25 protein-coding genes and 1 pseudogene are annotated in these 25,992 nt (G+C 65.5%); 25 read left to right on the top strand and 1 reads right to left on the bottom strand.

Annotation, left to right across the window (positions count from 1 at the left end; genetic code table 11):
- The first annotated feature begins 95 nt into the window (after nt 1-95).
- From iorA to tatC, 24 genes are all read left to right on the top strand, one after another.
- Entirely contained in the window at nt 96-1,850 is a 1,755-nt protein-coding gene (gene iorA / locus G454_RS0106515; protein ID WP_027717970.1) for an indolepyruvate ferredoxin oxidoreductase subunit alpha, read from the top strand.
- The gene (locus G454_RS0106510) at nt 1,843-2,433 is read left to right on the top strand and encodes an indolepyruvate oxidoreductase subunit beta (protein ID WP_245574341.1); all 591 of its coding nucleotides are present in this window, start codon (nt 1,843-1,845) and stop codon (nt 2,431-2,433) included. Before iorA ends, G454_RS0106510 begins: the two co-directional genes overlap by 8 nt.
- Nucleotides 2,434-2,438: 5 nt before the next feature.
- Nucleotides 2,439-3,956, top strand: coding sequence for an SLC13 family permease (locus tag G454_RS18040; protein WP_211229993.1), 1,518 nt, complete (start codon nt 2,439-2,441; stop codon nt 3,954-3,956).
- Nucleotides 3,957-4,182: 226 nt separating this feature from the next.
- Nucleotides 4,183-5,559: a hypothetical protein gene (locus tag G454_RS0106500; protein ID WP_211229992.1), complete on the top strand. Its 1,377-nt coding sequence runs from the start codon at nt 4,183-4,185 to the stop codon at nt 5,557-5,559.
- Between the two features lie 21 nt (nt 5,560-5,580).
- Nucleotides 5,581-6,153, top strand: coding sequence for a CBS domain-containing protein (locus tag G454_RS0106495; RefSeq protein WP_027717967.1), 573 nt, complete (start codon nt 5,581-5,583; stop codon nt 6,151-6,153).
- A 204-nt stretch (nt 6,154-6,357) separates the two neighbouring features.
- The gene (locus tag G454_RS0106490; protein ID WP_051275995.1) at nt 6,358-7,668 is read left to right on the top strand and encodes a sulfite exporter TauE/SafE family protein; all 1,311 of its coding nucleotides are present in this window, start codon (nt 6,358-6,360) and stop codon (nt 7,666-7,668) included.
- Nucleotides 7,669-7,742: 74 nt separating this feature from the next.
- Nucleotides 7,743-8,450, top strand: coding sequence for a hypothetical protein (locus G454_RS0106485; protein WP_027717965.1), 708 nt, complete (start codon nt 7,743-7,745; stop codon nt 8,448-8,450).
- A 228-nt stretch (nt 8,451-8,678) separates the two neighbouring features.
- Entirely contained in the window at nt 8,679-8,831 is a 153-nt protein-coding gene (locus G454_RS21385) for a hypothetical protein (protein WP_156896686.1), read from the top strand.
- Nucleotides 8,832-8,985: 154 nt separating this feature from the next.
- Complete coding sequence (locus tag G454_RS0106475; protein ID WP_027717964.1) at nt 8,986-9,408, top strand: YwiB family protein; 423 nt, start codon at nt 8,986-8,988, stop codon at nt 9,406-9,408.
- 10 nt (nt 9,409-9,418) lie between these two features.
- Nucleotides 9,419-11,095, top strand: coding sequence for an arginine--tRNA ligase (gene argS / locus G454_RS0106470; RefSeq protein ID WP_027717963.1), 1,677 nt, complete (start codon nt 9,419-9,421; stop codon nt 11,093-11,095).
- Between the two features lie 87 nt (nt 11,096-11,182).
- Complete coding sequence (locus G454_RS0106465; RefSeq protein ID WP_027717962.1) at nt 11,183-12,796, top strand: CTP synthase; 1,614 nt, start codon at nt 11,183-11,185, stop codon at nt 12,794-12,796.
- A 77-nt stretch (nt 12,797-12,873) separates the two neighbouring features.
- Nucleotides 12,874-13,827: a signal peptide peptidase SppA gene (gene sppA, locus G454_RS0106460; protein WP_027717961.1), complete on the top strand. Its 954-nt coding sequence runs from the start codon at nt 12,874-12,876 to the stop codon at nt 13,825-13,827.
- 29 nt (nt 13,828-13,856) lie between these two features.
- On the top strand, nt 13,857-14,534 hold the full coding sequence (locus tag G454_RS0106455) for a YIP1 family protein (protein ID WP_027717960.1): 678 nt from the start codon (nt 13,857-13,859) through the stop codon (nt 14,532-14,534).
- Nucleotides 14,535-14,617: 83 nt separating this feature from the next.
- Nucleotides 14,618-14,998 carry a response regulator gene (locus tag G454_RS0106450; protein WP_027717959.1) on the top strand — a complete coding sequence of 127 codons (381 nt, stop codon included), beginning with the start codon at nt 14,618-14,620 and terminating at the stop codon, nt 14,996-14,998.
- A gap of 49 nt (nt 14,999-15,047) precedes the next feature.
- Nucleotides 15,048-15,908, top strand: a complete 861-nt coding sequence (locus G454_RS0106445) for a class II fructose-1,6-bisphosphate aldolase (RefSeq protein ID WP_027717958.1) — start codon at nt 15,048-15,050, stop codon at nt 15,906-15,908.
- A 14-nt stretch (nt 15,909-15,922) separates the two neighbouring features.
- Nucleotides 15,923-16,573 (top strand): fructose-6-phosphate aldolase, encoded by a 651-nt coding sequence (gene fsa / locus G454_RS0106440; protein ID WP_027717957.1) that lies wholly within the window; start codon nt 15,923-15,925, stop codon nt 16,571-16,573.
- A gap of 51 nt (nt 16,574-16,624) precedes the next feature.
- Entirely contained in the window at nt 16,625-17,086 is a 462-nt protein-coding gene (locus G454_RS18035) for a DUF2062 domain-containing protein (protein ID WP_051275993.1), read from the top strand.
- Entirely contained in the window at nt 17,077-18,399 is a 1,323-nt protein-coding gene (rho, locus tag G454_RS0106430; RefSeq protein WP_035107184.1) for a transcription termination factor Rho, read from the top strand. Before G454_RS18035 ends, rho begins: the two co-directional genes overlap by 10 nt.
- 48 nt (nt 18,400-18,447) lie before the next feature.
- Nucleotides 18,448-19,323 (top strand): peptidoglycan DD-metalloendopeptidase family protein, encoded by an 876-nt coding sequence (locus tag G454_RS0106425; RefSeq protein WP_051275990.1) that lies wholly within the window; start codon nt 18,448-18,450, stop codon nt 19,321-19,323.
- A gap of 179 nt (nt 19,324-19,502) precedes the next feature.
- Nucleotides 19,503-20,744 (top strand): radical SAM family protein, encoded by a 1,242-nt coding sequence (locus G454_RS0106420; protein WP_027717954.1) that lies wholly within the window; start codon nt 19,503-19,505, stop codon nt 20,742-20,744.
- Between the two features lie 75 nt (nt 20,745-20,819).
- Nucleotides 20,820-21,779: a DUF362 domain-containing protein gene (locus G454_RS0106415; protein WP_027717953.1), complete on the top strand. Its 960-nt coding sequence runs from the start codon at nt 20,820-20,822 to the stop codon at nt 21,777-21,779.
- A gap of 22 nt (nt 21,780-21,801) precedes the next feature.
- On the top strand, nt 21,802-23,205 hold the full coding sequence (locus G454_RS0106410; RefSeq protein ID WP_027717952.1) for a 4Fe-4S binding protein: 1,404 nt from the start codon (nt 21,802-21,804) through the stop codon (nt 23,203-23,205).
- The gene (locus G454_RS0106405) at nt 23,205-23,435 is read left to right on the top strand and encodes a twin-arginine translocase TatA/TatE family subunit (protein ID WP_027717951.1); all 231 of its coding nucleotides are present in this window, start codon (nt 23,205-23,207) and stop codon (nt 23,433-23,435) included. The genes G454_RS0106410 and G454_RS0106405 overlap by 1 nt, the downstream gene beginning before the upstream one ends.
- Before the next feature lies 1 nt (nt 23,436).
- A complete protein-coding gene (gene tatC / locus G454_RS18030) occupies nt 23,437-24,147 on the top strand; it encodes a twin-arginine translocase subunit TatC (RefSeq protein ID WP_035107197.1) in 711 nt (236 codons plus the stop codon).
- Between the two features lie 114 nt (nt 24,148-24,261).
- Here tatC and G454_RS0106395 read toward each other — a convergent pair whose 3' ends face one another.
- Nucleotides 24,262-25,572 carry a diguanylate cyclase gene (locus G454_RS0106395; protein WP_051275988.1) on the bottom strand — a complete coding sequence of 437 codons (1,311 nt, stop codon included), beginning with the start codon at nt 25,570-25,572 and terminating at the stop codon, nt 24,262-24,264.
- 193 nt (nt 25,573-25,765) lie between these two features.
- Between G454_RS0106395 and G454_RS0106390 the strand changes: the two are divergent.
- Nucleotides 25,766-25,992 (top strand): annotated as a pseudogene (locus tag G454_RS0106390) (ISLre2 family transposase); the annotation flags it as partial.

The following is a 25,992-nucleotide window of genomic DNA, read 5'->3' as shown; positions in this document are numbered from 1 at the left end:
TCTCCCGGGGGAATCGCGGGGGTAGGCGGGCGGGTTCCGGGCCGGGGTAAAGAGGGGGATACCAGATAAAAGGAGGTTTGCGCGTTTTCTTGATGATGAAGGAGTTGATGACCGGCAACGAAGCGGTGGCCCGCGGGGCGTACGAACACGGGGTGCTGGTGGGTGTGGGTTACCCGGGCACGCCCAGCACCGAGATCCTGGAAAACTTTGCCCGCTACGAGGGCGTTTTGGCGCAGTGGGCGCCAAACGAAAAGGTGGCCCTGGAGGTAGCCATTGGGGCTTCCATGGCCGGTGCCAGGGCCATCGTCACCATGAAGCACGTGGGGGTTAACGTGGCCGCGGACCCCCTTTTCTCTGCCGCCTACATTGGCGTCAACGGAGGCCTGGTGCTGGTTTCCGCCGACGACCCGGGGATGCACAGCTCCCAGAACGAGCAGGACAACCGGCAGTACGCGCGCTTTGCCCGCGTGCCCTGCTTTGAGCCTTCCGACAGCCAGGAGGCGCTGGACATGGTGGGCCTGGCCCTCGCCGTGAGCGAGGAGTACGACATCCCGGTCATGCTGCGGCTGACCACGCGCATTGCCCACTCCCGCAGCCTGGTGAAGCTGGGCGAAAGAAGATTGCCCCCGCGGCGCCCCTACGAAAAGAACATCCAGAAGTGGTTGATTTTACCCGCCCACGCCCGGGTGCGCCGCCGGGACCTGGAGGAACGCCTGCAGAAGTTGGCGGCCCTCTCCGAAACCGTCCCGGTAAACTTCATTGCCTGGGGCGACCGCCGCGTGGGAGTAATCACCAGCGGCGTGGCCTACCAGTACGTGCGGGAGGTCCTGCCCCGGGCGTCCATCCTTAAGCTGGGCATGACCTACCCCCTGCCCGCCGGCTTGATCGCGCGCTTTGCGCGCGAGGTGGAGAGGCTCTTTGTGGTGGAGGAGCTGGACCCTTACCTGGAGGATTTCGTGCGCGGCCTGGGCATCAAGGTGGAGGGCAAGGAGTTTTTCCCGGCCATCGGGGAGCTGTCGCCGGAGCTGGTGCGGGCCGGCTTTGAAAAGGCCGGCGTGCTGGAACCGCGGGGGCTGCCGGTTTTAGACGACCTGCCCGTTCCCCCCGTGCGCCCGCCGGTGCTCTGCCCGGGCTGCCCCCATCGCGGGGTGTTTTACGTGCTGGGCAGGCTGAAGCTCACGGTTACCGGCGACATAGGCTGCTATACCCTGGGAGCGCTGCCGCCCCTTTCGGCCATGGACACCTGCGTCTGCATGGGGGCCAGCATCGGCATGGCCTACGGCCTTGAGCTGGTAGACCCCGAGCGGGCCGCCAAAACGGTGGCCGTCATCGGCGACTCCACTTTTTACCATTCGGGCATGACGGGCCTCCTGCACATGGTCTACCATAAGAGCCGGGGCACGGTGATCATTTTGGACAACGGCACCACGGCCATGACCGGCCACCAGGACCACCCCGGCACGGGGAGGACCCTGAGCGGCGAGGAGGCCCCGGTGGTAGACCTGGAGGCCCTGGTGCGGGCCCTAGGCGTGCGCCGCGTGCGGGTGGTGGACCCGCTGGATGTAGCGCGCCTCACGGAGGCGGTGAAGGAAGAGGTGGCCGCTCCGGAGGTTTCCGTGATCATTGCCCGCCGGCCCTGCACCCTGCTGAAGAGGGAGCCACGCCGGCCGGTGAGGGTGGAGGAGGAACGCTGCAAGGGCTGCCGCACCTGCCTGAAGGCGGGATGCCCGGCCCTTTCCGTGCGGGAGAAAAAGGCCGTGGTGGACGACGTGCTCTGCAGCGGCTGCGGCCTCTGCGTGCAGATCTGCCCGCAGGGCGCGCTGGTAGGAGGGGGAGTTGTCGGTGCTTAGCCACCCAGATCGCCTGGATATGCTTTTGGTAGGCGTGGGCGGCCAGGGAACCATCCTGGCCAGCCAGATCATCGGCAGGGCGGCCCTGGCGGCCGGCTACGACGTGAAGATGTCCGAGGTGCACGGCATGGCCCAGCGGGGCGGCAGCGTGGTCACCCATGTGCGCCTGGGGAGGACCGTTTGCTCGCCCCTGGTGGCCAGGGGGGACGCGGATGTCATCCTGGCCTTCGAGCAACTGGAGGCCCTGCGCTGGCTCCCCTACTTAAAGCCGGGCGGCACGCTCATCGCCAGCAGCCAGATTGTGCCTCCGGTCACCGTGCTGGCCGGACTGGCCCGCTGCCCGGATGACGTGCCGTCCTACCTTTACCGCCACGCCCGCACCCTGGAGGTGGACGCCCTGGACAGGGCCCGCGCCTGCGGCAACCCCCGGGCGGCCAACGTGGTGCTGCTGGGCGTTTTGGCCAGGGAGTTGCCCCTGCCCCTGGAAGTGTGGCTGCGCGCCGTCCGGGAGTGCGTGCCGGAGCGCTTTTTGGGCGTCAACCTGGCGGCCTTTGAGGCCGGTTACAACTACCGGGACGGGTGAGGCCCGTGAAGGAAGAAAAGGTTTGTGAACTGGAGGAATACCGCAAAAAGAAAAAAGGCGCGGCCCGCCCCGGGGGGACGGACGGCGAGAAGAAGCCGCGGGGCCGCAGCGCGCCGTACGGGCAACTGCTGGCCGCGCTCGCGGAGCGCCGGTGGCTCTTCCTGGCCGTGGCCGTAGCCGCGCTCCTCTGGGCCCTCCCCCTGCCGCCGGGCCTTTCCGAGCAGGGCAGGCGCGCCCTGGCCCTCTGGGCCTTCGTCGTTACCTGCTTCTTAACGGAGGCCCTCCCCCTGCCCTTTGTGGCCCTGGCCGTGGGAACCTACCAGGTCTTTGCGGGCCTGGTGGGCTTTCAGGAAGCACCCCGCACCTTCATGGACGATGCCGTGTTCTTTATTGCCGGCGTGCTCATGATGGGCGCCGTCTTAATGAAGCACCACATCCACACCAGGGCCACCCTCCTCATGCTTAAAGTCTGCGGGACGCAGGTCAAGAGGGTGGTCCTGGGGGTGGTGGGCTTCTGCGCCCTGGGGGCCGCCTTCTTTACCGAGCACGCCGCGGTGATGATCATGTTTCCCATCGGCGTGGGCCTCGTCGCTTTGAGCGGCGGCTACCGCCGGGTGCCAAACCTGGCCCGGCTGCTCATGCTGGCCATTTCCTACGGGGTAATCGTCGGCGGGCTGGCCGCCCCCTCGGGCGGGGCCCGCAACGCCCTCATGGTGGGCTTTTTAAGCGGCATGGGGATAAATGTGGGCTATGGGCAGTGGATGCTCATGGCCTTCCCCCTCACCCTGCTTCTGGTTCCCCTGGTGGCCTACTGGCTGATGGCCCTCTACCCTCCGGAGGTAGACGACCTCCGGGAGGCCGTGCAGGCCATGGAGAGGGAGATGGAGGCCGCCGGTCCGCCGGGCCGCCAGGGGTGGCTGGCGGCGGCGGTTTTTTCCTTTGTCCTGCTCGGCTGGGTGGTTTTCAGCCCGCGCTTTGGCGCCGGAAACATTGCCATGGCGGGCGTGCTGCTGGCCGCCGTGCTGCGTCTGGTGGACTGGGGCTACCTGCAGCAAAAAACCCCCTGGGGGGTGGTGGTGCTGTATGCCGGCGCCATCTCCCTGGGCAGGCTGCTCATCTCCACCGGCGCCGCCGGCTGGCTGGCGGGACAGCTGCTGCGCCTCACCGGCGGCATGGCGGCGGAGGAAGACGTTTACCTCCTGGCCGTTACCGCCACCATCACGGCGCTGGTCACCCAGACCATGGCCGACGGGCCCACCGTGGCCGCCCTGGGGCCCGTGTTCCTCAAGGCCGCCGAAATCTCCGGCATTTCCCCGCTGGCCGTCGGCGTGGCCACCTCCCTGGCCTCCGCCTTCTCCTACCTCCTGGTCATTGCCACCCCGGCCAACGCCATTGTGTACGGGGCGGGCTTTTTAAAGGCGCGGGACTTTCTCAGGGCGGGCACCGTGCTCCTCCTGGTCTCCCTGGTGCTCCTGGTCAGCTTCCTGGCCAACTTCTGGTGGCGGCTGCTGGGAGTGTGGTAGGGCGCGGCTTTCTCAGAAAATTGTTATTTTTAGAACTCACAAGTGAAATATTGCACATACTGCGGGAACGTGGTATATTATTAGCAAAAGGTAAGGCCCCGGAAAGGGACGGTGGACGGAGACAAGGCGGCGCCCCGCTCCCCACGAGGTAATGAAAAAGTGTAGGGGAAAGGGCCGCCGGCTCCGGACGCGGCAGGCGGGGTGATGGGCTTTGTTCTTCCGCAAGGTGATAACCAAAAGCGGCGGCAAGGAGTACGCCTACGTAAAGCTCATCGAAAACTACCGCGAGGGGAAAAAGGTAAAGCAGCGGGTCATTGCCAATCTGGGCAACCTGGAAGACCTCACGCCGGAGAAGGTGGAGGGCCTGATTGCCAGCCTGGAGCGCGTTTGCGGCGTAAAGCGCGCCAGGCCCACGGTGGAGGCCAAAAAGGTCCTGCGCTGGGGCGAAGTCCTGGCGCTGCGGCGGGTGTGGGAGGTGCTGGGGCTCGGGGAGGTGATGGCCGGGCTGCTCGGGGAAGAAAACGCCCCCGCGGTGGAGTTCCTGGCCGTATCCCGCGCTTTAAATCCGGGGGAGACGAGGAGTTTCGCGCAGTGGGGCCAGGAGTTTTACTGGCCCGGGGCGGCGGAGGGCGGCGTGCAGTTCCCCCGCCTGGAGGTCGTGGGCGACGGGCTGGCTGCCGCCGGAGGTGAGCTCGAAAAGGCGCTCTACCGCCAGATCGGGCGCGTTTTTGGCCGCGGGAACACCCTTTACTGCCTGGTGGCCGTGGCCGAGGTCATGCCGGCGGCCCGGGCGGTGAATGCTTCCCACCCGTACGCGCGCTACTTCTTTGCGGAGGCGGCGCAGGAAGAAATCTGCTGGGGCGTGCTGGCCGGCGGCGCGGGCCTGCCCTTCGGCTACCGCCTCTTTACGGGAACGGGGGAAGCCGGCCTGCGGCAGCTGTGCCGGGAAGTGGGAGAGCTGTACGGCGGGCAGTGCCTCTTTGTGGGGGACCGCCAGCCGGCGACCAACCTCCTGCTGGAAACGGTGGTGGCCCACGATTACCCCTACCTCGTCCGCTGCCGGGCTTTGAGCGAGCGGGAGAAGCAGCTCTGCAGGGAGGAGATCGCGCGGGGCAGGGCCGGCTTTGCGGAGGCCGCCGGGGGTCTTTTGTTCCGGGAAGTGCCGGACGGCGGTGCCCGCTACCTCCTCTGCTGCACCCCGGCGACGCTGGAAGAAAAGGGCGATCCCCTGGCCGGGGTCACCCTCCTGCGCACCAACAGCGCCCTGGGCGGGCGGGAGCTGGTGCTGGCCTACTGGGAGCTGGCCGGGCTGGCCGGGCGCGCCGCCCGCATCAGCCGCTTCACCTCCGGGGAGCAAAACCTCGGCGGGGAGCTGGCCGTCGTGGTCCTGGGCGCGCTCCTGGAGAGGGCCCTGGAAAAGCTCCTGCAGCGGGCAGGCCTGACGGTGGATGCGGCGCAGGCCCTGGAGATTTTGGGAGAGCTGAAAATGATCGTGGGGCTGATCGACGGCATGGAGGTAAGGTTGGCCACCAGGACAGAGAGGGCCCAGGCGGAAATCCTGCGGGCCCTGGGCATAGAGGACCTGCAGGCCCTCAGCGCATAAAGTAGAAAGGGGTGGCAGGGGATGGGCAGAAAAATGCGCGAGATTATGGTTCCCCTGGAAGGAGCGGCGGAGTTGCCGGCCCAGAGGAGCGTGAAAGACGCCCTGCTGGCCTTGCTCAAGCTGAGGCGGGGCTACCGCCTGCTGGCGGTCAAGGAAAGGGGACGGGTGGTAGGGCTGGTGGGCCCGCGGGAGGTCATCAGGGCGCTTGTAGGGGAAGGGCAGAGGGTGGTGAATTTCCGCGGCTGGTCGGTGACCCTGGAGTGCGGGTGGCTGGAAGGCCTGCTCGGCAGGGCCACCCTGGAGGAGCGGCTGGATGAGCTGGCCAGGAGGCCCGTGAGGGAGGTAATGGCCCGCCCGGAAGAAAAGCTGCGGGCGGACGACGATGTGGGCAAGGCCGCGCAGCTCCTGGCCAGGAGCGGCCAGGAGGCCCTCCTCGTCTGGCAGGGGAACCGGCCGGTAGGGCTGGTGGGGCCGCGGGAGATCCTGCGGGCGCTGGCAGAAATGGTGAGCCCTCAGGAGGAAGGCGGTACCGGCAAGGTAGTTTACCTGGCGGATTATAGAGGGCAGGGGGAAGTCACTACAGGAACCGGGTAGTGACAAAAATTTAGGCCTGCTATGTGATTGTTTTCACATGCACAAAAGCGCACAGCGGCCGGTGTGTGCCGGGGAGAAGGCAAGCCCTTGTCACTACGCGGCGTAGTGCAAAGGAGAGGGGGTGGGAGGCGGAACCGGGCAAGGCAGCCATCCGGGTGAGGGTGAAGAGAGGAACGGCGTGAGAAAAAGAGGGGGGTTGGTTATATGAGCACCTTTAAGCGTCTCTGGGGAAGCCTGCATGCGGCCGGGGAGTGCCTGCACGCCATGGCGCAGGCGCAGGGCCGCTTTGAGCTGGAACTGAGCAGGGAAATCTTGTACCGGCGCTGGAAGCTACTGGTCCTGGTTTTATTTCCCGTCCTGCTGGGCCTGGGTATGGAGGCAGCCGTGGCCGCCGGCCTGCCCGACCACCTGGGCGGCCACAAGGCCTACATGCCCAGCCACGCCACCACGCAGATGTTTTTCGGCTCCATCCTCGTAGGTCTCATGGCGGGACTGATCACCGGCGTCATCGGTGCCGGCGGCGGGTACGTGCTTACCCCGGCCCTGATGAGCATCGGGGTCAAGGGGATCATGGCCGTGGGTACCGACCAGTTTCACCTCTTTGCCAAGGCCATCATGGGCACGGTGCTCCACCGCAAGATGGGCAACGTCAACGTGTGGATTGCCGTGTGGTTCGTGCTGGGCTCGGTCACCGGGGCCTCCCTGGGCGGCATGGTGAACCGCTCCATTTACCAGAAGAGCCCGGCTTTAAGCGATGCCTTCATCAGCGCGGTGTACGTCTTCATGCTGGGCATCCTAGGGTTTTACGCCCTGGCCGACTGGATCCGCATGAGCCGCGGGGCGGCCAAGGGCAAGCCCAGCACGGAGGCCACCACCAGGTTTGCCAAGTGGCTGCAGTCCCTGCCCTTGAAGCCCCGCGTGCGCTTTGACGAGCACATCGTGCCGGGCGGGCGGAGCATTGCCGTCTACCCCATCATCATCTGCGGCTTCATCGTGGGCTTTGTGGCGGCCATCATGGGCGTGGGCGGCGGCTTCCTCACCTTCCCCATGATGGTTTACGGCCTGGGCGTTTCCACCTTTACCACCGTGGGCACGGACATCCTGCAGATCATCTTCACCACCGGCTACTCTTCCATCGTCCAGTACGCCATTTACGGCTACGTCTTCTACACCGTGGCCATGGGCATGCTGCTGGGCTCCCTGGTGGGCGTGCAGATGGGCGCCCTGGTGACCAAGATGGTGAAGGGCGTGACCATCCGGGCCTTTTACGCCCTCACCATTCTGGCCGGCTTCGTCAACCGCCTCTGCGCCCTGCCGGGCAAGCTGAACGAGGTAGGCTGGATCAGCATGAGCAAATCCGCCGCGGCGGCCATCAACGTCGGGGGCACGATCGTCTTCTTTGCCCTGGTGGGCATCTTCTCCCTGTGGATCCTCGGCGTCTTCGTCAAGGGCGCGGGGAAGATCCGCGAGGCCGAGCGCGCGGCCCTGGCCGGCCAGGCCGGCGCGGGGCGCTAGGGGAACTGGGCCTGCCCCGGGCATTCGCCGCCGGGGCGGGCTTAGGCCCAGCACTTAGATAAGGAGGGGTTACCGTGATTATCCGCAAGAGGGAGTTTTTCATCGGCCTGGTCCTCCTGGCTTCCTTCCTGGTGGTCCTGGCCGTGCTCTTGAGCCCGGTGATGAACGGGAAGACGGTAATTGCCTACGCAGACGACCTTTTCAACCAGCTGACCAAAGGCTCGACGTACTACATCCCGGGCATGGTGAAAAAGGGCAAGAGTTTCGAGGGACAGGAGTTCCAGGTAACCGTCAGGGGCCGCGACGCGCAGGAAACGTCCCGCATGGCCGGGCTGTTTACCTCTGCCGGGCTGGCCGTGCAATTAAGCGGGCAGAGCCTGAGCGTTAGCGGGGACCTGGGCAAGGCGGCGGCGCGCGCCCTGGCCGATGCCGACGCCGAGTTTAAAAACCAGGGCGCCCAGGTGAAGGAGCGCTACGGCCTGGAGTCCCGGGAGGTCATCTACTACTGGTGGGGCCTCTTCGATGCGCTGGAGAAGAGCTTCAAGCTCCAGGGCCGGGCAACGGAAATGTCCTTTGCCTCCGCGGTGAAGACCAAGGCCCTGGAGCCGGCCTATAACTTCGAGGGCATCGAGGCGGCCAGGGTGGCGGATAAAGCGGGCATCACGGCCTTCATGCTCGTCTTCTACGTCATCTACACCGTGTGGTACGGTTTTGCCATGCTCTTCATCTTTGAGGGCCTGGGCATTACCGCCTCGGCCCACGGCGAAAAGCAGGAAGCGTAAAATATTTGGCCACCCTCCTTTCTCCCCGCAAGCGGCGGCGCCTTGGAAGTGCCGCCCCTTTTTTTGTCCATGTGAGCGCAATCATTTTGTCATTCGCCTCTTGCCTTTTAGGCAGGGAGGACGTATAATAGGCACACAATCAATTGAAGGGACGGTATGTGCAGGGCGGCACAAGATTGGTCACTACCGCAGGGGCAAGAATTGTCACTACGAGCGGGGGGTAAAAACATGGAGGCCGGGAAGTCCCGCTGGGTGGAAGGCCTTTCGCTGGCGGTAGACGTGCTGGGCGTGGGGGCCATCATCAACTTAACAGCCATCCTCTTTTTAAAGGTGTTTGCCAACAGCCTGTACCAGAGCGTGGTTTCCTTCCTCGGGCGCTAGCCAAAAAAGCACCCACCGGTTGGCAAGCGGGCAATAGAGAGCCCGTTTTTTGTTTTTGGGGGGACGTTCCCCCCTTTCGGCAGGGCCCGAAAAGGGGTATAATTTATTAAATTCCGGTTAACTTTCTTAACCGGCCCTTTGAAAGGATGATTTGATGCGCAAGACGGTGCTGGTGACCATCCGCGGCACCCGGACCAGCGAGCTGGGGGAGCAGGAGACCATTGAACTGATAACCAAGGCTAGCTTGTATAAGAAAAAAAGCTCTTTTTACATCGTCTACAGCGAGTCGGAAATTTCCGGCCTTGCCGGGACCACCACCTACTTAAAGGCCGAACCCAGCCGCGTGACCTTAAAGCGCATGGGCACCTCCGAGCTCAAGCAGGTTTTTGAGGAGGGCATCCACCACGAGGCCAACTACGTCACCCCCTTTGGTTCCATGTGGGTGGGCGTCCTGCCCTGGAAGGTGGAGGTGGACTTGACAGAGGTGGGCGGAAGTATTAATCTGGAATACGAGTTGGAGCTCTGCCACCAGAAGATAGGCTACAACCAGCTCTCCATTACCGTACAGGAGGTCTAGGCCGCTGCACATGAAGGGAATCGTCCAGGAGATAAGGGAACGGCTGGCCGCTGCCCTGGAGAGTGCGGTGAACCAAGCGGCAGCAAAGGGGCTGTTGCCCGTTACGGCGCTTCCTCCTTTTACCGTTGAAGTGCCGCGGGAAAAGGAGCACGGGGATTTCGCCGCCAACCTGGCCATGCTGCTGGCCAGGGCGGCGCGCAGTGCTCCCCGCAGGATTGCCGAAGTACTGGTGAACTGCCTTGATCTAACCGGTATCCCGGTGGAAAAGGTGGAGGTGGCCGGGCCCGGTTTTATTAATTTTTACCTCCACCCCCGCTGGGTGCTGCCGGAGCTGCCGCGCATTGTGCAGGCCGGCGACGACTACGGGCGCGCGGACGTAGGGGGCGGCATGCGGGTGCAGGTGGAATTTGTCTCCGCCAACCCCACAGGGCTCCTGCACATGGGCAATGCCCGCGGGGCGGCCCTGGGGGACAGCATTGCCGCCATCCTGGAGTTTGCCGGATACCGGGTAACCAGGGAGTATTACATTAACGACGCCGGCAACCAAATCGAGAATTTTGCCCGCTCCCTGGAAGCCCGCTACCTGCAGCTGCTGGGGCGCCCGGCGGAAGTGCCCGAGGAAGGCTACCACGGAGAGGACCTCATTGACACCGCCAGGAACTTCGTGGCCCTTTATGGCGACCGCTACCTGGAGGCGCCGGCGGAGGAAAGGCGCCGCGTCCTGGCGGAGTACGCCCTCAAGGAAAAGCTGGCGGCCATCAGGAGGGCTCTGGAAGACTTTGGTGTGCGCTTTGACGTCTGGTTTTCCGAGCAGAGCCTCCACGACTCGGGAGAGGTGGAGGAAACCATCGCCATTTTGCGCGAGCGGGGGTATTTGTACGAGCACGAGGGGGCGCTGTGGTTTCGCGCCACCGCCTTTGGCGCGGAAAAGGACGAGGTGCTGGTGCGCAAAAACGGCGTGCCCACCTACTTTGCCGCCGATATCGCCTACCACCGCAACAAGTTCCGCCGCGGCTTTGAGCGCATCATTAACATCTGGGGGGCGGACCACCACGGCCACGTGGCCCGCATGAAGGGCGCCGTGGCCGCCCTGGGCTACGACCCCGGCGCGCTGGAGATCGTCATCATGCAGCTGGTGCGGCTTTACCGCGGCGGGGAGCTGGTGCGCATGAGCAAGCGCACCGGCCGCTTCGTCACCTTGGAGGAGCTGGTGGAGGAGGTGGGCAGGGACGCGGCGCGCTATTTCTTTGTCATGCGCAGCGCCGACAGCCACCTGGACTTCGATCTGGACCTGGCCAAGGCGCAGAGCAACGAGAACCCGGTTTACTACATCCAGTACGCCCACGCCCGCATCTGCAGCATCCTGCGCCAGAACAACGCGCCCCTGCCGCCGCCGGAAGCCGTCGATCTCGGGCCGCTGGAAACGGAGGCGGAGCTGGCCCTGGCGCGCAGGCTGGCCGACTTTCCCGAGGAAGTGGTGGCCTGCGCCAGGGATCTTGCGCCCCACCGCCTGGCCCGCTACCTGCATGAAGTGGCCGGCCTCTTCCACAGCTTCTACAACAGCCACCGCGTGCTCACCGCCGACCGGCGCCTGACCGAGGCGCGGCTTCTTCTGGCCGGCGCCACCCGCGTGGTGCTTAAAAACGGCCTGCGGCTTTTGGGCCTTTCGGCTCCCGAACGGATGTGAGCGAGCCTCCCGTTGACAGGGCAAAGGCCGCTGGCTAGAATAGGGTAGGTATACAAAATACCCACAGCCACCGCAAGGAGCGTTATTATGGCCAAGTTCATCTTCATCACCGGCGGAGTAGTCTCATCGCTGGGCAAGGGCATCACGGCTGCCTCCCTGGGGCGCCTGCTGAAGAGCCGCGGGTTGAAGGTGGCCATTCAAAAGCTGGACCCGTACATCAATATCGATCCCGGCACCATGAGCCCCTACCAGCACGGGGAGGTGTTTGTCACCGAGGACGGCGCCGAGACGGACTTAGACCTCGGGCATTACGAGCGCTTCATCGACTCCAACCTCACCCGCTCCAGCAACGTGACCACGGGGGTCATTTACTGGTCGGTGATCACCAAGGAGCGCCGCGGGGATTACCTGGGTGCCACCGTGCAGGTGATCCCCCACATCACCAATGAGATCAAGGAGCGGGTCCTGCAGATTGCCCGGGAAACCGGCGCCGATGTGGTCATCACCGAGATAGGCGGCACGGTGGGCGACATCGAGTCCCTCCCCTTCCTGGAGGCCATCCGCCAGCTGCGCACCGATCTCGGGCGGGAAAACGTCATGTACATCCACGTCACCCTCGTTCCCTACCTTAAAGTAGCTAACGAGCTAAAGACAAAGCCCACCCAGCACAGCGTGAAGGAGCTGCGCAGCATCGGTATCCAGCCCGACGTTATCGTTTGCCGCACCGAGCGTCCCCTGACCAGGGAACTGGAGGAGAAGATTGCCCTCTTCTGCGACATCGAGCCCCGCGCGGTCATCCAGGCCGTGGACGCCGCCTCCATTTACGAGGTCCCCCTGATGCTGGAAAAGGAGGGCCTGGGGGAGATTACCGTGGAGCGCCTGGGGCTTTCCTGCCACCCTCCCGATTTAAGGGACTGGGAGGAAATGGTCAACCGCATGAAGAACCTGCAGGGCCGGGTAATCATCGGCCTGGTGGGCAAGTACGTCTCCCTGCCCGACGCCTACATCAGCGTGGTGGAGGCCCTCCGTCACGCCGGGCTCCACCACGGCGTGGCGGTGGAAGTGCGGTGGGTGAATTCCGAAGAGCTGGAGTACAGGCCCGTTTCGGGCTACCTGGAAGGAGTGGACGGCATCCTCGTCCCCGGGGGTTTTGGCGACCGGGGCATAGAGGGGAAAATCAAGGCCGTGCAGTTTGCCCGGGAAAACGGGGTCCCCTTCCTGGGCATTTGTTTGGGCATGCAGCTGGCGGTGGTGGAATACGCCCGCCACGTGCTGAAGTGGGCGGGAGCCAACAGCTCCGAGTTTGACCCCCAGACCCCCTACCCGGTGATCGACCTCCTGCCCGAGCAAAAGAACATCGACCGCCTGGGGGGAACCATGCGCCTGGGCAGCTACCCCTGCCGCCTGCTCCCCGGCACGCTGGCCCACCGCGCCTACCGGGAAGAGATGGTGCACGAGAGGCACCGCCACCGCTACGAGCTAAACAACGCCTACCGCCGGGAATTGAGCCAGGCAGGGCTGGTGTTCAGCGGCACCAGCCCCGACGGTTACCTGGTGGAGATTACCGAGTTGCCGGGGCACCCCTGGTTCCTGGGCACGCAGTTTCACCCGGAGTTTAAATCCCGCCCCAACCGCCCCCACCCCCTTTTCAGGGACTTTGTCGGCGCGGCCCTGGCCTACCGCCGTGCCAGAGGTATTTAAAGGATCGGCGGGGGGCAATAATATAGCGCGGTAAAACAGCGCGGCAACTCTTTGGTGCGGGGGGTCTGGGATAAGCCATGAAGAAGAAATTGGTGGCCGCCCTGGTTATAGGCGCGGTGGCCTGCAGCCTGCTGGCCACCCTCGTCGTGGCGGCAAGGGTGGGGAAAGGGCTTGGTGCGGGGCGCGGGCGCGGCAGCGTGGCCGTCGTCCACCTCTCCGGCACCATTGTCAGCGGGCGTGCCTCCCCGTTTCTCTCCGGCCTGGTGGGTGCGGAGGAAGTGGCGCAGCGCCTGCGCCAGGCTGCCCGGGATCCCGAAGTGCGGGCGGTGGTCCTGCGCTTAAACAGCCCTGGCGGGACCGCTGCCGGGGCGCAGGAAATCGCGCGGGAAGTGGACCGGCTCCGGCAGGCGGGAAAGAAAGTGGTGGCTTCCATGGGGGATGCGGCTGCCTCCGGGGCCTACTGGATAGCCAGCCGCGCGGACAAAGTGGTGGCCAACCCGGGCACCCTCACCGGCAGCATTGGCGTGATCATTCAGGTGCAGGACCTGCAGGGCCTCTACAGCAAGCTGGGCATTGCCACCCGCACCTTTAAGAGCGGCCCCCACAAGGACATGGGCTCCCCCAGCCGCCCCGTGACCCCCGAGGAGGAGAGCATCTTCCAGGGGATGGTGGAAGACATCTACGCCCAGTTCGTGCAGGCGGTGGCCGAGGGGCGGCGGATGGACCCCGCACACGTGAGGAAGCTGGCCGACGGGCGCGTTTTCACCGGCCGGCAGGCTAAGGAGCTCGGCCTGGTGGACGAGCTTGGGGACCTGCGGGAGGCCATTAGGCTGGCCGGGGAGCTGTCCGGCCTGGGGCCCGATCCCCCGGTGAGCGAGCTGGCCCCGCGGCGCCTCATACCGGAAATCTTCCTGGACGCGCTTTTCCCGGGGAAGCCCTCGGGCCTTTACCCTGCGCCGGGTACGGCCATCTGGCTGGTGGCCCCTCCTTGCCTGCCTCCGGCGCAGCAGTTTTACGAGCCGTCCCGCTAGGATAAGGGGCCAAAGGAGGTGTGGCAGGGTTGGAAGAAAAGATGGCCGAAAGGCAGGATGGCCCCGCCGGAGAGGCGGCGGCCCCAGCGGAGCAGGCGGCCCCCGGCCGGCAGGGCTTTTTGGAGCTAATTTACGGGGTCTTCTTTGAGCCCCGGCGAACCTTTGCCGCCGTAGCCGCCCGCCCTCCCCTGGGCGCGGCAGTGCTGCTTTTTTCCCTGGTGTCCCTGGCCGGCGCCGTCATGAGCACGCTGGTCAGCGTCCAGATGTTCCGCTACCACCCCGTGGGCATCCACTGGCTTTTGCCGGCGGCTCCCTTCATGTCCGCGGCCAGCTTCCTTTTCCAGTACCTCAAGTGGCTGCTGACGAGCGCCCTCATTCACCTTGCCGCCGGCCTCCTGGGCGGCCAGGGCAAGGCGGCAGGGATCCTGTGCGTCACCGCCCTGGCCTCGCTGCCCGCGCTCTGGCTGGTGCCGGTGGACTTCCTGCTCCTCCTCCTGGGGGCGCGCGGCGTGGTGTTCATGGCCGTGACCGCCGTTTTAGGCCTGGCAGCCTTTCTCTGGGGGACGGGGCTGGTGGTCCTGGGCGCCTCTTTCGTCTACGGCTTTACCCTTTCCCGGGCCCTTTTGGCGGTGGTCCTGCCTCCCCTGGTGCTGGCCGGCGGCGGCTTTGTGTTGCTTCTCCTTCTGGTGCTCCATCTCTCCGTGTGATCCCCCCGGGGTAGCGCAGGGAGGAATTTTTTTCGCGCGGGCGAAAATCTTTCTTTAACCTGCCTGGGGGGAGGGAGAGGCAGATGGTGCTGGTGGTGGACGACCAGCCCGGCGTGTTGCGGCTACTGGTGGAGTTCCTGCGCGGCGAGGCCGTAGAGGTGGAGACAGCCGCTTCGGGTCCCGAGGCACTGGAAAAGATAAAAAAGGGCGGCGTGCGGCTGCTTCTCCTGGACGCCAAACTTCCCGGTATGGACGGCCTGACCGTTTGGCGGGAAGCCCGCGAGCTAGATCCTGCCCTCAGGGTCGTGCTCATGACCGCTTACGGGGAAACGGCGCTGGAAGAAGAGGCCAGGGCCCTGGGCATCGGCCACTTCCTGCACAAGCCCTTTGACCTGCGGGAGGTCGGCTTCCTGGTGAAGTCGCTCCTGGGGCAGGAAGAGGTCGCCCGCCGTGGCCTGGCATGAAAAGGCCCGCGCCGGGGAATAATGGAAAAGTGCAAAGGAGCGGAGGAAAATGCCTTTCGTGCCGGTCGGCGTGCTCCTCCGGGACGCGGAGGAGCAGGGCTACGCCGTGGGAGCCTTCAACTGTAACAACATGGAGCTGGTGCAGGCCATCGTGGCCGCTGCGGAGGCGGAGAGGTCGCCGGTCATCCTGCAGGCCAGCCAGGGGGCCATCAAGTATGCCGGGCTGGCGTACCTGGTGGCCATGGCCCGCGCGGCTGCCCGCGGCGTAAGAGTGCCGGTGGCCTTACACCTCGACCACGGGACCAGCTTTGAGCAGGCGGTGAGGTGTGTGGCGGCGGGCTTTTCCTCGGTGATGATTGACGGCTCCCACCTGCCCCTGGAGGAAAACATTGCCCTTACCCGCCGCGTGGTGGAGGTGGCCAGGGCGGCGGGGGTTTCCGTGGAAGGGGAGCTGGGCCGCATCATGGGGGCCGAGGATGAGATAAAGGTGGAGGAGCGGGAGGCCTTTTTCACGGACCCCGCGGAGGCCCGCTACTTTGTGGAAAGGACCGGCGTGGACTCCCTGGCCGTTTCCGTGGGCACGGCCCACGGGCGCTACCAGGGGGAGCCCCGCCTGGATTTTGAGCGCCTGAGCAGGATTAAAGAGCTGGTGCGCGTGCCCCTGGTGCTGCACGGGGCCTCCGGGGTGCCCGAGGAGGCCATCCGGGAAGCCGTCCGCCGCGGGGTGCGCAAGATCAACATCGATACCGAGATAAGGGAAGCCTTCGTGGGTGCGCTGCGGCGGGAGCTGGGCGCGCACCCGCAGGAAATCGATCCCCGCAAGATCCTCGGGCCGGCCCGGGAGGCGGCGGTGGAGGTCATCCGCGCCAAAATGCGCCTCTTCGGCTGTGCCGGAAAAGCGCGGGTTTGAGGAGGTTTTGCGGCATGCGCCTTTTCCTGGATACCGCCAATATTGAGGAGATAAAGGAAGCCTGCGCGCTGGGCGTGATCAGCGGCGTAACCACCAATCCTACCTTAATGGCCAAGGAAGGAAGGGACCCCCTCCAGGTAGTACGGGAGATCACCGCCCTTGTAGACGGGCCCATCAGCGTGGAGGCCGTAAGCCTTGAAGCCCGGGCCATGGTTGAGGAAGCCGAGGCCCTGGCGGCCATCCACCCCAACATAGTGGTCAAGATACCCGTGACCGCCGAAGGCTTGAAGGCCGTAAAGGCCCTTGCCGCGAAAGGCATCAAGACCAATGTGACGCTGGTCTTTTCGGCCAACCAGGCCCTCCTGGCCGCCCTGGCCGGGGCCACCTACGTCAGCCCCTTTGTGGGCCGCCTGGACGATGCGGGCCACGACGGCATGGAGCTGATCCGCGAGATCGTGGAGATTTATGCCAATTACGACTTCCCCACCCAGATCATTGCCGCCAGCATCCGCCACCCCCTGCACGTGGTCATGGCCGCCAGGGCAGGCGCGGACATTGCCACCGTCCCCTACAAGGTGCTCATGCAGATGCTCAAGCACCCCCTTACCGACCTGGGGGTGGAAAAATTCCTGGCCGACTGGGCAAAGGTATCCCCTCGGAAGTAAAATTTGCAGAGCCCCTGACGATGGGGGGCCCAGGCCCCCCGGCCTCCCTCCATGCACAGGCAAAAGTTCAAGAAGCTGGCCGCCAGGCTTAACCGCATTCTCAGCGAGCCCGATGCCCCGCACAGGATCGCCCACGGCCTTGCCCTGGGACTGGCCGTAGACTTTTTCCCTCTTCCCCTGGTGAGCATACCCGTTGCCTATCTCCTCGCACGCCTGCTCCGCGCCAACGCCGCTGCCGCTGCCCTTTCCGCTGCCTTTTTTAAGTGGGCGGTCCCCTTCTTTTACGCTTTGAACCTCATCACCGGCAGCGCCGTAACGGGGGGTGAGGCCTGCCTGCCCGTTAAAAGTGCACCCTCCTCCCTGCTTTTCTCCTTTCGCGAGGCCGGTACCGCCTTCCTGGCGGGTGCCTTTTTAAACGCCGGCCTCTCCTGGGCCGTTTCTTACCTCCTGGCCAGGCGCCTGCTGGCCGCACGCCGCCCTGCAAACCCCAAGGAAAGGAACGGATGTCCGTGAATTACGCGGAACTGGAGAGCAAAACCCTTCAGGAGCTTTATAAGATTGCCCGGGAGCTGGAGATTCCGGGCTACTACCGCCTGCGCAAGCGGGAGCTCATCTTTGAGATCATCAAGGCCCAGACGGAAAAAAACGGGCTCATTTACGCCCAGGGCATCCTGGAGATCATCCCCGAAGGCTACGGCTTCCTGCGCCCCTTCCAGTACCTGCCCTCGAGCGACGACATCTACGTTTCCTCCTCCCAGATCCGCCGCTTCGACCTGCGCACGGGCGACCTGGTGGCCGGCCAGGTGCGCCCTCCCAAGGAAAACGAGCGCTACTACGCCCTTTTAAGGGTGGAGCAGGTCAACGGCACCGACCCGGAAAAGGCGGCGGAAAGGCTGCACTTTGACGGCCTCACCCCCCTGTACCCCCAGGAGCGCCTGCGCCTGGAAACGGGCCCCCAGAACATTACGGCGCGCATCGTCGACCTGGTGGCCCCCATCGGCAAGGGGCAGCGGGGCCTTATCGTGGCCCCCCCCAAGGCCGGCAAGACTACCCTCCTCAAGGAGATAGCCAACAGCATCACCAAAAACCACCCCGAAGTTTACCTCATCGTGCTGCTCATTGACGAGCGCCCGGAAGAGGTCACCGACATGGAGCGCTCGGTGGACGGCGAGGTGGTCAGCTCCACTTTTGACGAGCCGCCGGAAAACCACGTCAAGGTGGCGGAGATGGTGCTGGAGCGGGCCAAGCGCCTGGTGGAGCACAGGCGGGACGTGGTCATCCTGCTGGACAGCATCACCCGCCTGGCCCGGGCCCACAACCTGGTCATCCCCCCCAGCGGGCGCACCCTCTCCGGGGGCATGGACCCCGCCGCGCTGCACAAGCCCAAGCGCTTCTTCGGCGCCGCCCGCAACCTGGAGGAAGGGGGCAGCCTGACCATTCTGGCCACCGCCCTCATTGAGACGGGCAGCCGCATGGATGAGGTGATCTTTGAGGAGTTCAAGGGCACCGGCAACATGGAGCTCATCCTCGACCGCCGCCTGGCCGAGCGCCGGCTCTTCCCGGCCATCGACGTGCAGCGTTCCGGCACCCGCAAGGAAGAGCTGCTCCTCTCCAGGGACGAGCTGGAGTGGATCTGGTTCTTCCGCAAGGCCACCGCCGGCATGGCCCCCTGGGAGGCCATGGAAATGCTGGTGGACCGCATGAGGAAAACCCAGAGCAACGAGGAGCTCATCCGCCTCTTTAAGGCGGCCCGCCGGAGCGGCCCGGTGGTCCCCCCGGACAGGCCCCCGGACCTCCGCCGGGAAATTACTTCCGAAGACGTATAAAAGGGCCTTGCCGGGGCAATCCTTCCTTAATGAGGGAGGAATGCCCAATTGGTAAAGCCAGTTAAGAAACTGATTGCCGCGCTTACCCTGGCCTTGTGCCTGCTGGGCGGGCCGGGCCTGCTTGCGGCTTCCCCTGAGGAGGCCGTGGTCGCCGGCGGCCCCTATGCCCTTTTGCCCGCGGAACAAAGGGAGGCGGGCGGCAGCTGGCTGGAGTACCGCGTGCGCCGGGGAGATACGCTGGCTTCCCTGGCCGAGCGCTTCGGGCTGCCGCCGGTGGCCCTGCAGGAAGTTAACGCCATAGAGGACCCCGACCGCATCGTGGCCGGCCAGGTGCTCAAAGTTCCCGTGGAGGCCCTTACCCACACCGTGGCCCCCGGGGAAACCCTTTCGGAAATCGGCCGCCGCTACCGGGTGGCGGTGGAGCGGCTGGTGGCCGCCAACGGCCTGGACGACCCCGACCGCCTGGTGCCCGGGCAAACGCTGGCGATACCGGGAGCGGGCTCCGACGGGCAGCCGCAGCCTGCTCGGGCGGCGGCCCTGCCGGTGGCCCAGCTGGCCTGGCCCGTAATGGGCAACCTGAGCTCGCCCTTTGGCCTGCGCGAGGGGCGGCCCCATGAGGGCGTGGACATTGCCGCCGGCGAAGGGGAGCCCATCCGGGCGGCCCGCGCCGGGCGGGTGATCTTTGCCGGGCCGCGGGGCACCTACGGCAACACGGTCATCCTCTACCACGGCGGCGGGCTCACCACCCTCTACGCCCACGCCCGGAAGATCCTGGTGCGACCGGGGGAGTTCGTCAAGGAAGGGGACGTGATTGCCCTGGTGGGCAGCACGGGCCGCTCCACCGGCCCCCACCTCCACTTTGAAGTGCGCTTAAACGGCATACCCTACGACCCACTGCTGTGCTTAAAGCGCCTGAGAGCATAACCGTGGCCCGCCGTCCGGCGGGCCTTAAAAATTGCCCGCGGGTTACAAAAGAGTTGACGGAAATGTATGTAAGTACGTATACTTAGTGTGCACACGGCAAAGGAGATGGCGCGGCGCGGGAACTTTGCCGGAGGCAGGTGTCGGGGAAAGGAAGAGAAACATGCCGAAGGTGATCCGCCTTGTTTAAGCTCCTCTACGCCGACGATAAGGGGCGCTTTTACGACCACCCCGGGCTCTTGGCCGCGGCGCGGACCGGGGAGAGGATCACGGAAATCCGCCCGGAGGAGATGATCCCCATGCCGCCGGGGTCCTCCCTGGTCTTCATCCCCGGGGGAAGCCCGGTGGGCATTGACCGGCGGGGCAATTTTGTGCTCTTGAAGGAGGCGGGGGGAAAGCGCGCCCTGGCCGTGGCCGCCCTTTTGCCCCAGGGCTACACCCGCACCCTTCTGCCGGCCTACTACCGCTCTTCTGTCAGGCCCCTCCCCCTTTTCGGGTACGCCGCCGTGGCCTGGCGCAAGGGCAGGGTGTGGGTGGCCGCCCACCGCACGGACGACCCCGCGCGCTGGGACCCCCGGCACTACAACACGCCGGATTTGCCGGGGAGGATCGCGCGGCGCCTGGCGGAGAGCCCCCACAACCCCGTGCTGCGCCAGCTTGCCCGCTGCGCCCAGCATTACTCCTGCTTCACCGCCCAGAACATCTTTTACTGCCGGTGGGAGGGGGGCCTGCCCGTTTCGCCCGCCTGCAACGCCGGCTGCCTGGGCTGCATTTCCCGGCAGCCCGCCGGGCGCTGCCCCTCGCCTCAGGAGAGGATCAAGGAGGCGCCGCCTCAAGACGCGGTGGTGGAGGTCATGGAGCACCACCTGGCGCGCGCCCCGGAGGCCATCATCAGCTTCGGCCAGGGGTGCGAGGGGGAGCCGCTCCTGCAGGCAGATCTGGTGGCCGGGGCCATTGCCCGCGTGAGGAGCCGCGTGAGCCGCGGCACCATCAACATGAACACCAACGCCGGGTCGCCGGAGGGCGTGCGAAAGGTGGTGGAGGCCGGTATTAACTCCCTGCGCGTGAGCCTGTTTAGCGCCGACCCCGAGCTTTACAATCTCTACCACCGCCCCCGGGGCTTTGGCCTGGGCGAGGTGGCCGCCTCCATAAAGCTGGCCCGCCGCGCGGGCGTCTTCGTCTCCCTGAACCTCCTGGTCATGCCGGGGTTTACCGACCGCGCCGGGGAGGTGGAAAAGCTCCTCTCCTTCCTGGCGGAGACCGGCGTGAACATGGTGCAGCTGCGCAATTTAAACATCGACCCGGACTACCTCTTCCGGCACCTGCCCCCGGCCAAAGGAGAACTGCTGGGCGTGCCGGGCCTCATTGCGCGCCTGCGGGAAATTAAGGGCCTGGCCGTGGGCAGCTGCAACCGGGCGCTTTAGTTCCGCGGCAGGCAAAAACAGGCAGGAAAGCTCCCGGCCCTGTAGAATGATTTACATAGGGGGTGGCATTGCGGGATGGACCGGCGGGAATTCCTGCGCCTCTGCGGCCTGGGCGTGCTGGCGGCGCTGGGGCTCGCGGGCTGCCGCCTGCCGCGGCCTTCCGGGGAAAAGGCGGCGCCCCAGACTCCTGCCCCCTACACCCCGCCGCCCATGCAGGCGGCCCCGGCCCGCGGGCCGGACCTGGCCGTGGTGGAGGGTGACAATTACGAGGAGTTGCTGGAAAAGGGCTTAGAGGCCATGGGCGGCATTGCCCGCTTTGTGCAAAAGGGGAACCTGGTGGTCTTAAAGCCCAACTTCAGCGTCCCCAGGGCGCCGGAGGAGGCCTGCACCACCAGCCCCAGGCTGGTGGCCGCGCTGGTGAAGAAGTGCCTGGAGGCGGGCGCCCGGGAGGTGCGGGTCATCGACCACCCCTTCTTTAACGGGGAAACCTGCCTGGAAAAGACGGGCATGCGCAGGGCGGTGCGCGAGGCCGGGGGAAAGGTTTACGTGCTGGATGCTTTAAACGACCGCTACTACACCCGGGTGGAAATAGGGGGCCAGGCCCTTAGGGAAGTCCACTTCTCCCGGGATGTGCTGGAGGCGGACGTATTTATCAATATGCCCATCCTCAAGCATCATGTGGCCACCAAGCTGACCATGGGGCTTAAAAACATGATGGGCCTGGTTTGGGACCGGGGCGTTTTTCATGCCCGGGGCCTGCACCGCCCCATTGCCGAGCTTGCGGCCTTTAAGAAGCCCCACCTGATCGTTATGGATGCCGTGCGGGGAATTACTTCCAACGGCCCCACCGGCCCGGGGCCCATCCGGGAGTTCCGCCGGCTCATCCTGGGCACCGACCCGGTGGCCGTGGACGCGTACGGCGCCCGGCTCTTCGGCCTCGACCCGGCGGAAATAGAGCACCTGCGCCTGGCCGCCGGTATGGGGCTGGGGCAGATGGATCTGTCCAAGCTCCATACGGTAAACGTCTTTCTCTAAGATGCCGCCGGGAGGGGAGGCCGTGGGCAAAAAAGGCCGGCTGCCCCGGACACAATTCCGCGTGGCCGCCCTTTCCTTTGTGGTTACCGTGCTGCTTTTCTGGCAGCTGAAGTACCCGCTGCGGGACGGGTCCGCGGTGCTCGTCTGGCTGACCAGGCTGGACCCGCTGCTGTGGTTGGGCCGGGCGGCCCGGGAGGGGAGCTTTCCCTCCTGGAGCTGGCTGCCCCTGGCGGTGGTGCTGGCCACCCTCCTGGCAGGGCGGGTGTTTTGCGGCTGGCTCTGCCCGGTGGGGGGGATGCTGGCCATCCTGGAAAAGGCGAAGCTCGGCTTTAAGCGACCGGCGGCCCGTGTACCCCTCCTGGAGGCCCTCCGCTATCCCTGGCTGGCGCTGCTTCTGGCCCTTTGGCTGGCGGGCAGCGGCTGGCCGCTTCTGCTTACCCCCTACGCGCTCCTCGGCCACGAGCTGGCCCGCATCTGGTCGGGACGCGTCCCCTACCTGCTGCTGGTGCTTTTGGCGGTGGGCATAATCTTTTTCCCGCGCTTCTGGTGTGTCTACCTCTGCCCCTCGGGGCTTTTCTTCTCCCTGCTCGGCGCCGTGCGCCTTTGGCGCTTTACCGCCGGGGGCGCCTGCACCGGCTGCGGGGCGTGTGCAAAAGTTTGCCCCTCCCTTTCCCGGGAGCCCTGTCCGGGCGGCTCCGGGTCGCAGTGCCTGGTCTGCGGGCGCTGCCGGGAGGCCTGTCCTGTGGGCGCCGTCTCCTGGGCGGGGCCGGGCGGCGCGCCCCGGGAGGAGTACGGGCTGCGGGGCTCTCCCCAGACGCGGCGCCAGTTTCTGGCAGCCGCCGGCGCAGCCGTGCTGGGGCTGGCCCTGGGCGAGCTTTTAGCGCGCCCGGCGGCAGGTGAGGTCCTGCGCCCGCCGGGGGCGCTGCCGGAGGAAGAGTTTTTAGCGGCGTGCGCCCGCTGCGGGCGCTGCATCAAGGTCTGCCCCACCGGGGCCCTGGAGCCCCTGCCGCTGGCTTTTGGCCCGGCGGCCTTTGAAACGCCCCGCCTGGTGCCGCGCAAGGGGCGCTGCGAGCTGTGCCTCCTCTGCCAGGAAGTCTGCCCCACCGGGGCCATTGCCCGCGTGCCCCTCGAGGAAGTAAAAATAGGCACCGCCGAGCTCGACCGCCGCAGGTGCCTGGTCTGGGGGGAGGGCGTTTTGTGCCTCCTCTGTGCCGAGCAATGCCCCATGGGGGCCATTGCCTTAGACGGCCTGGGGCGCCCGGTGGTACTGGTGGAGCGGTGCGTCGGCTGCGGGGCGTGCGAGAACGGCTGCCCGGTGGAGGGGGCGGCCATACACGTGCGCCGGCGGGCCGGCGAGGGTGCCGCCGCGCGGGGCCGCCAGCGTTACGGGTGGCCCCGGCACAGGTACCGGGGAGGTGAGAGGTAATGTTTTCCAATATCGGCCTGCCCGAACTCATCCTCATCCTGGTCATTGCCCTGGTGATTTTCGGCCCCGGCAAGCTGCCCGAGATAGGGCGCTCCTTGGGCCGGGCCATCCGGGAGTTCCGCCGCTCCACGCAGGAAGTAATGGAGGATCTGACGGGACCCAGCCCGGATAAGGAAGGGGAAAAGGAAGAGCTTGGCGCGGGCAAAAAAAGCCAGGCCGGACCCCAATAACATGACCTTTTTCGAGCACCTGGCGGAGCTGCGGACGAGGATCATTGCCGTCCTCGCCTGCCTGGCCGTGACCGGCGCCGCCTGCTACTTTTGGTCCGACGCCATCCTGGCCGCCCTGCTGGAGCCGGTTACCTCCCGCGGGTACAGGGTCGTCTTCATCGGGCCGGCGGAGGCCCTGGTGGCCAAAATAAAAATAGCCCTGGGCGGCGGCCTTCTCCTCTCCCTCCCCTTCGCCCTCTATCACCTCTGGAAGTTCGTTTCGCCCGCCCTGGAGGGGGAGAAAAGGCGCCTGCTGGGTTTCTTTCTCTGCGCCTCCTGGTTTTGCTTTGCGGGAGGGGTGGCGCTCTTTTACTTTTTCCTCTACCGCCCGGCGCTCGGCTTTCTCCTGCGCCTGGCCGGGCCGGACCTGATGCCCATGCTCAGCGTGGACCGCTACGTTTCCTTTGCCGTGGTTTTCTTGCTCCCGGGCGGGGTGATCTGCCAGGCGCCCCTGGTGGCCTGGTGCCTGGCCAGGCTGGGGCTGGTGAGCGGCGCGGCGCTGGCCGGGGCGAGGCCCTATGCGCTTCTTGCCTCCTTGGGCCTGGCGGCCCTCCTTACCCCTACCCCTGACGCCCTCACCTGCCTCCTCTTCGCCCTCCCCCTCTACGCCCTCTACGAGGCCTGCGTGCTCCTGGTGCGTTTGGTGGAAAGAGCGGGCGGGCGCCGGGCCTAAAGCGGCGCTGCCGCCGCCTGGCCTTCCCGGAGCGGGGCGGTTTCCGGGCGGCCCGGGAGGTCCCGGCCTGCCGCTTTTGGGGGGCCGCCGGCGGTTAAAGGGGGCAAGTCCCCTTTATGGAGGAAGGCAGTCGGCGCCGTAGAGGCAGACGCGGTTCCTGCCCCGACTCTTGGCCTCGTACATGGCCTGGTCGGCGGCGGAGAGCAGGTCCCTGGTGCTCTGGGCGTGGTCCGGGAAAGCGGCCACCCCCAGGCTGACGGTGAGGTTTCCCCCGGGCTGCTTTTGTTCGTGCGGGAAGGGGTATTCCTCCACCTTCCGCCGCAGCTTTTCGGCCACCTGCACCGCCCCGGCGGCATCGGTTTCGGGCAGGAGCACCACGAACTCCTCGCCCCCGTAACGGTAGGCGAGGTCGGTGCTGCGGAGGCCGGAGGTAATGAGCTGGGCCAGCTGGGTGAGGAGCCCGTCGCCGGCGAGGTGGCCGTTTAAGTCGTTGTACTGCTTGAAGTGGTCCACGTCGAGGACGATGAGGGAAAGGGGATGGCCGTAGCGCCTGGCGCGGGCGATTTCCCGCTCCAGGTCCAGCAGCAGCTGGCGGCGGTTGTAGAGCCCCGTGAGGGAATCGCGGCTGGCCTGGTAGAGCAGGGCATCCATGAGCTGCTTGCGGCGGATGAAGGACTGCACGCGGATGACCAGCTCGCGCTTATCCACGGGCTTGGTTAAGAAGTCGTCGGCGCCGCACTCCAGGCCCCTCAGGCGGTTCTCCCGCCCGCTCTTGGAAGTCACAAAGATTACGGGCACGTTGGCCACCTGAGGGTCCTTTTTCAACTCGTGGCACAGGGCGATGCCGTCGATGTCCGGAAGCACGATGTCCAGGAGGATGAGGTCCGGCTGGTGGCTGCGGGCGGCTTCCAGTGCTTCCCTGCCGGTGGAGGCCACCCGCGTTTCGATGCCCTGCTCGGCCAGGTAGCGGGAGATAATCTTTTGCTGCAGGGAGCTGTCCTCCACCAGCAGGACCTGCGGCAGCCTGTTTGTACCCGGCAGCGGGCGGTCGGCCAGCTGCTTTTCCAGCTGGCGCAGGGTGGTGACGGACTTTAAGCGGGCGTTTAGCTCCTCGCTGTTGATGGGCTTGTAGAGGATTTCCGCAATGTGCAGGCGGCTGCAGGCCGGAAATTCCTCGGAGGGGAAGGTAACCATGACGATGGGCAGGTTCTGGAAGCTGGCCAGCTCCAGGCAGGAGGGGCAGGAGGGGTCCTGGGGCTCGTAAATGAACACATCCGGCAGGCCCCGGCGGATGAACTCCGCCGCCTCCCCCTCCCGCGCGGTGATGAGGAGGCTAAAAAAGTTGTAGTCGATCTGAGCGGCCACGGATTGGACGGTTTCGCGGTTTTGGCTGAGCAACAGAACCAGGGGTTGCGCGAAAGACAAGCCCCGTCCCCTCCCCCAGGAGGTTTTTCGGTGCCCGTAGACAGTTCTAGCTTACCATGAGCTGTTCCATATGACAACATTTGGCCGTGTAAAATTTCAGTAGGCGCCAGAAAGGAATAAGCCCCTTGAAAAAGAAATGAGACCTCGCTCCCAAAAAACCACCAAAACTCAAGCTAAAGGAGTGTGAGGTCTCATGTTAGACATTCGCCACATAGTGGGTGCAGTCCTTCTTTTTGTCACTGGTCTGATTAAGTTAATCAGTGAGAGCAAGGATTTTTATGAGCTTGAGAGAGGCATTCACGAACTTTGCCAGAAGGTGTGCAACCAAATTCTTACCTGGGCCCTGGAACAAATGGATGAGCGTCTGATGCGCGAACGTGACCGGAGTACCTGGGAGGTAGTTGGTTTTCGAGTAAAGAC

The organism is Desulfovirgula thermocuniculi DSM 16036, from assembly GCF_000429345.1.
Taxonomy (GTDB): Bacteria; Bacillota; Desulfotomaculia; order Desulfotomaculales; family Desulfovirgulaceae; genus Desulfovirgula; species Desulfovirgula thermocuniculi.
This window is presented reverse-complemented; position numbering and strand designations above follow the sequence as displayed.